The sequence below is a fragment of the Planktothrix sp. FACHB-1355 genome (assembly GCF_014748295.1).
Taxonomy (GTDB): Bacteria; Cyanobacteriota; Cyanobacteriia; order Cyanobacteriales; family Aerosakkonemataceae; genus Aerosakkonema; species Aerosakkonema funiforme_A.
The window spans coordinates 1-5,161 of record NZ_JACJUP010000422.1; the positions used below are offsets into that span (position 1 = coordinate 1).

The following is a 5,161-nucleotide window of genomic DNA, read 5'->3' on the forward strand; positions in this document are numbered from 1 at the left end:
AAAAATCGAGGTTGACAGGTTGAGTATTCAACACAGCATGACCGCTGGCAAATTCTAAAGCCTCTTCTGCCATACCCAACATTCGCCTGACTTGGGCTTGAATAATATCGCACCATTCAATCGTTTCTTCGTCCGGATGAAATTCTTTTAACATCACACTAGCCAAATAGATACTCGTCACAGGACTTCTGAAGTCGTGAATTATGGTATTGACCATTTCTCCTACCAAAGCCATTTTTTCTTTGTGAACCATTTGATTGACATATTGGGCTGTGGTGGAGCGTAAATGTCGCACTATATAACCTAGTAATTTAAGGACTACACTGCCTTTTGTGTTATTCAAAATTTCCATTAGCCCATCACGGGGAATCCTTGCCAAAGTTGCCCCACTACAAACAATAGCTTGGGCACTACGGGGTTGACCATCCAAAACTCCGAATTCGCCAAAAAAGTCATTTTGTTTGGCTAAGGCAACAGTTTGATATTTATTGTTACCATTATTTTTTCTAAATTCTACTTCGCCTGCTAAAACTAAATATACGAAATCGGGAATTTCACCCTCTTGAAAAATTATTTCTCGATCGGCAAAATTCTCTACAACAGCTAGCTTGCATACTTGGGCTGCTTGCTCGCGTTCAAAATAGGAAATGAACTGATGTGCTTCTAGATCCATGATAGAGTACCTACTTTATTAAGATAGGTCGTTGCTTGATTCTACCTTACGGCAGATGCAATATGGGGTAAGCCCTATATTTTGTTATTATTAACGCGCAAACAGGCGATCGCAACAGTAGTTCCGACAGTCTGGGACTGTGCAATCACTTAAGTATTTATACTTAGAAATTGTAGGATTGTGCTTTGCTGGGAGCCATGAATAAACGGGAATTTAGAGTCTCATCGCCAGCAGTGCTATCCTTATTATTCCTAGAGGAGATTGTTTTTATCGGAATCTACTTACTAAGCTTAGGTATGCTAACTCAATACAGCTATGCTAGGTAACTTAAAACTAAGAGGTCGCATATTAGTCGGATATGGAGTACCAATTCCACTATCGTTTTTACTCGCGTTGCTGGTTTACTCAAACACCAATTTGGTAGCGCAATCGCTCTCTCAAGCCAACGCCTCGCGAGACGCCCTCGAAATAACTGACCGAATGGAATCTGAGGCGAGTGCAATGGAACGCTCTACTCGCGGTTATCTTTTGACTCGGCAACAAAGTTATTTAGACAGATTCAAACAAGCTTCTGAGTCCTTGTCTGAAGCATCGACATCGGCAGAAAAGCTGATTAAAGATAGCAAACAGGAGTTTTTTAGCAACGAACAAAAAAACATTTTCGATCGATTAGTACTGACGGTAAAACGGCTAAGAAGCTTGGATGAACGGATGATTAATTTAGTTAGAAATGGTAAGGGATCTGAGGCAATTAAAATTTTTGTTAAAGATGAATCTGCTCTACTGTCTAGCCAAATAAAGGATCTAAACAATACCTTCAACGATATAGCTCTTAAACAACTGCGCCAAACTCAGTCAAATACTACAAATTCGCTTGAATTGCTCACATGGGTCGCGGTTTTTGGAACGTTAATAGCTGCAATTGCTTCTGTAATTTTTGGTTTGTTACTAGCATCGAACATTCAGCAGGCTATTAATAAAAATGTCAGCACGATCGCCACTTCTTCCAATGAAATTGCTGCTTCTGTAGAACAACAAGAACGCAGTGCTAGTCAGCAAGCAGCAGCAGTGAATCAAACTACTATAACAATGGATGAACTCGGAGTTTCGTCAAAAGCTTCAGCAGAACAAGCCGAAGCAGCAAGATTAAAAGTCGATCGAATCGCACAACAAATTATGCAGTTGAGCGAACAGTTAAGCCAGATTAATAGTATCGCTAATTTGGTCAGCGATATAGCCAATCAGACTAATATGTTAGCGATAAATGCCGCAGTAGAAGCGGTGAGAGCTGGAGAACAGGGTAAAGGTTTTGCTGTTGTGGCTACCGAAATTCGCAGACTTGCAGATCAAAGTAAAAGATCGGCTGAAAAGATCGCTACTTTAGTAGCCGATCTACAGAATACCACCAAGGCGTCTGTTTTAATAACAGATGCTAATATGGCAGGTATTGAAGGTATTGTATCTGCCGTGAATAATATCTCTGTAAATATTCAGCAAATTTCCCTAAATGTTAGACAACAAGCGCTCGCGATCGATCAAGTAGTGACTGCTATGAACGATTTTAATGAGTCGGCGCAACAAACTGCCGCAGGCATTAATCAAACGAGAGTTAGCGTATTGCAACTGAACGAAACTGCCAAAAATTTGAAATCAGTTATCAGTTAACCAAACATTTTTTTACAACGATGAAGTTGCTATGAGTTAAACTGAGATAGGATAGATTTTGTGAATGCTATGAAAAGGCGATCGTTACTTTATTTTAGTATAGGTTTGGCAATCTTTAGCGCTAGTTCGTTAATATCAGTTGCAGCTCAGTCAGTCAGGGGTGTAACTCGGCGCGTACAGTTCCCGCGTGGAAGTTCATCTACTACGATTAACGGTTCTGTCCTCTTGGGTAATAAAGATACCTACATTTTTCGTGCGCGTCAAGGTCAAACAATTATTGCCGATGTGACTTGGCGGGGAACAAGAGTTGATAATGTTGAAGATCAAGGGCTTTCTGGCTTTACTTTCATACTACCTAATGGAGAATCATACGAAGACCCACAAAATGATACTTTCAGTGCCACGGCAACGGGAGATTATAAGGTTGTAATCAGACAGCCTTATAGAATGAGCAGTCCGAGATATACATTTAAATTGACGATTCGTTAATAGTTGAACAAGTATCAAACTTCTCTTTTTCTCCCAGGCGCAGAAAGCAAGTTTTTTGAATAAATTAGGTTTCTTTTGTTGCTTAAGGTGATGACGAAATCAGACTAGATTCGAGGAAAGGATAATCCGTGTATCCTTTTTCGAGTTCGTTTTCACCTTCAGGACAAAATGTTTTTGGATTGGGCGTGTTTAAAGGATAATTTTTTGCGAAACGCTCAGGCAAATCGGGATTGGCGATAAACAATCTGGCAAAAGAAACTAAGTCTGCGTCGCCAGCAGCTAAAACAGCGTTTGCTTTTGCTTTGTCGTAAAGACAGTTAGTAACGATCGCACCTTTATAAATCAATCTAAAAGTTGGCGCAACTGGATTAATAACATTGCCATTTATTATATCAACTTCTTTGGGTTCTGGCAAGTGAATATAAGCTAAATTAAAAGAATTTAGCGCGTCTATTGCATAGCTAAAAGTAGCTTTGCGATCGGAATCGAAAATCCCGTAAACTGTGTTGCTGGGTGCGAGTTTGATACCCACGCGATCGCTTCCCCAAACACCCGTCACTGTTTCCACAACTTCTAACAAAAATCGGGTGCGGTTTGCCAGAGATCCACCATACTTATCTGTGCGATGATTCGCACCATCTTGGAGGAATTGATCGATTAAAAAGCCGAAACCGCCGTGTATTTCTACTCCATCAAATCCAGCTAACATCGCATTTTTCGCCGCGATGCGGAACTCCTCGATAATTTCTGCAATTTCATGGATTTCTAGGGCGCGAGGTGTTTCGATTGGTAGCTTGCCTAGAGGAGTATCCAACTTCCAATTAGGTGCGATCGCGCTTGGTGCTACTGGCAATTGTCCATTCAATAAAGAAGGATGTCCGACGCGACCGCTGTGCCAAATTTGCAAGAAAATTTTTCCTCCTTTAGTATGAACAGCATCTGTTACTAACTTCCATCCTTCCACCTGTGCTTGCGAATAAATTCCCGGACAATTCACGTAGGTATTGCTGAGGGGAGAAATCATCGCCGACTCGGTAATAATCAATCCCGCCGATGCTCTTTGGGCATAATAAGTTGCCATTAGCGAATTGGGGATACTACCGATTGCTCGCATACGAGTCATGGGAGCCATTACTATCCGGTTTGGTAGAGTGTAACAGCCAATTTTTACGGGTGAAAAGAGATTGATGGTTTCTGTCATCGTTGCGTTCCTATTTTTTCAGGCTATTTTGTCGAAAAAAGCTATTTTAGACATTTTTTTGCTTATAATTCATGATAATATCGTATCGTTGGCGTTGATATAAAAATATCATAATCTGGCAATAAAGGAAAGCAGGGTATGAGGAAGCGATCGCAAATTAGTTTCACAGTAAGTTTGGCAATCTTGGCTGCTATTTGTCTACCAGTTCTCGCACAATCTCAGCGATACCCAACAGATGCAGAAGTGCAAAGACTCATCGCACGTTTTCGGCAACAGAAACAAGTTGTTGCAGACGAACGCACTCCATCGCAAATTAGAATTCGAGATACTTTTGTGAGAGCTTGGTCGCAAAGCGATTCATCTATAGCCCCATTTCTGGGCGAGTGGTTGAGTGCCTTAGAAACATCATACGCACAGACTTTAATTATATATCCATCAAGTTCCAGAGGTCGCGTATGTATTATACACGGTTACTTCCCAGATGGAGACGATGCGAGTACATTTTTATTTGCGATGGGTTCTGTATCTAACGGACAAATTCGCATTGACAGAGGTGATTTAGGTCGTTCTTTGGCGATTAAGCAAGGAAACGATCTAGCATTACTGGGTATTTATAAAAGCCAGGGAGCAGACATCTGGAAATTTTCTTATCCAAAACCTCTTAAACAACCGACAAGACCATCGTTACAAAACAAACCTGAAGCTGCTAAAATTATCCAACAATTTAATAGCAATGGCTGTACTGCTTATCCACCAGAAAGCATTTAGATTTTTGGGCGATCGAGCTTGTTTCAAATGGTAATAATTAGAGGAGTGATGAGGGTGCGATCGGATAGCCTGCCGTGCATATCGGATTTTTCTGACTTTGGAAATGAAGAGTGCGATCGATTTTCTTTATCTTCATTTCACGATAATAAGATGTGTGAATTTATGCGAATTTAGGATTGTGGATTTATTTTTACTGTGGTAGGAATTGGGTTGGCAAGAGAGGGGAGAAGGGTGATGAAGGGGCAATACTTGTTAATAAGTAGAACAGATGTAGTTAATCGGATGTCCGATGGCACTATTGCTGTAAGTATTGATGGCGTTCTATATCCACCATAAACGTAATTAATTCATATCAAACAAAAATT

5 protein-coding genes are annotated in these 5,161 nt (G+C 40.6%); 3 read left to right on the plus strand and 2 right to left on the minus strand.

Annotated features, from left to right (window positions below):
* The coding region (locus H6S82_RS17420; RefSeq protein ID WP_191056476.1) for a cyclic nucleotide-binding domain-containing protein at positions 1 to 673 on the minus strand (673 nt) is incomplete at its 3' end.
* Between the two features lie 315 nt (positions 674 to 988).
* Between H6S82_RS17420 and H6S82_RS17425 the strand changes: the two genes are divergently transcribed.
* Both H6S82_RS17425 and H6S82_RS17430 read left to right on the plus strand, forming a co-directional pair.
* Positions 989 to 2,338: a methyl-accepting chemotaxis protein gene (locus H6S82_RS17425; RefSeq protein WP_190473458.1), complete on the plus strand. Its 1,350-nt coding sequence runs from the start codon at positions 989 to 991 to the stop codon at positions 2,336 to 2,338.
* A gap of 60 nt (positions 2,339 to 2,398) precedes the next feature.
* On the plus strand, positions 2,399 to 2,827 hold the full coding sequence (locus H6S82_RS17430) for a hypothetical protein (protein WP_190473455.1): 429 nt from the start codon (positions 2,399 to 2,401) through the stop codon (positions 2,825 to 2,827).
* Positions 2,828 to 2,909: 82 nt separating this feature from the next.
* On the opposite strand, the gene H6S82_RS17435 is transcribed toward H6S82_RS17430, so the two are convergent.
* A complete protein-coding gene (locus H6S82_RS17435) occupies positions 2,910 to 4,028 on the minus strand; it encodes an alkene reductase (RefSeq protein WP_190473452.1) in 1,119 nt (372 codons plus the stop codon).
* Between the two features lie 138 nt (positions 4,029 to 4,166).
* Between H6S82_RS17435 and H6S82_RS17440 the strand changes: the two genes are divergently transcribed.
* A complete protein-coding gene (locus H6S82_RS17440) occupies positions 4,167 to 4,796 on the plus strand; it encodes a hypothetical protein (protein ID WP_190473449.1) in 630 nt (209 codons plus the stop codon).
* The last annotated feature ends 365 nt before the right edge of the window (positions 4,797 to 5,161 follow it).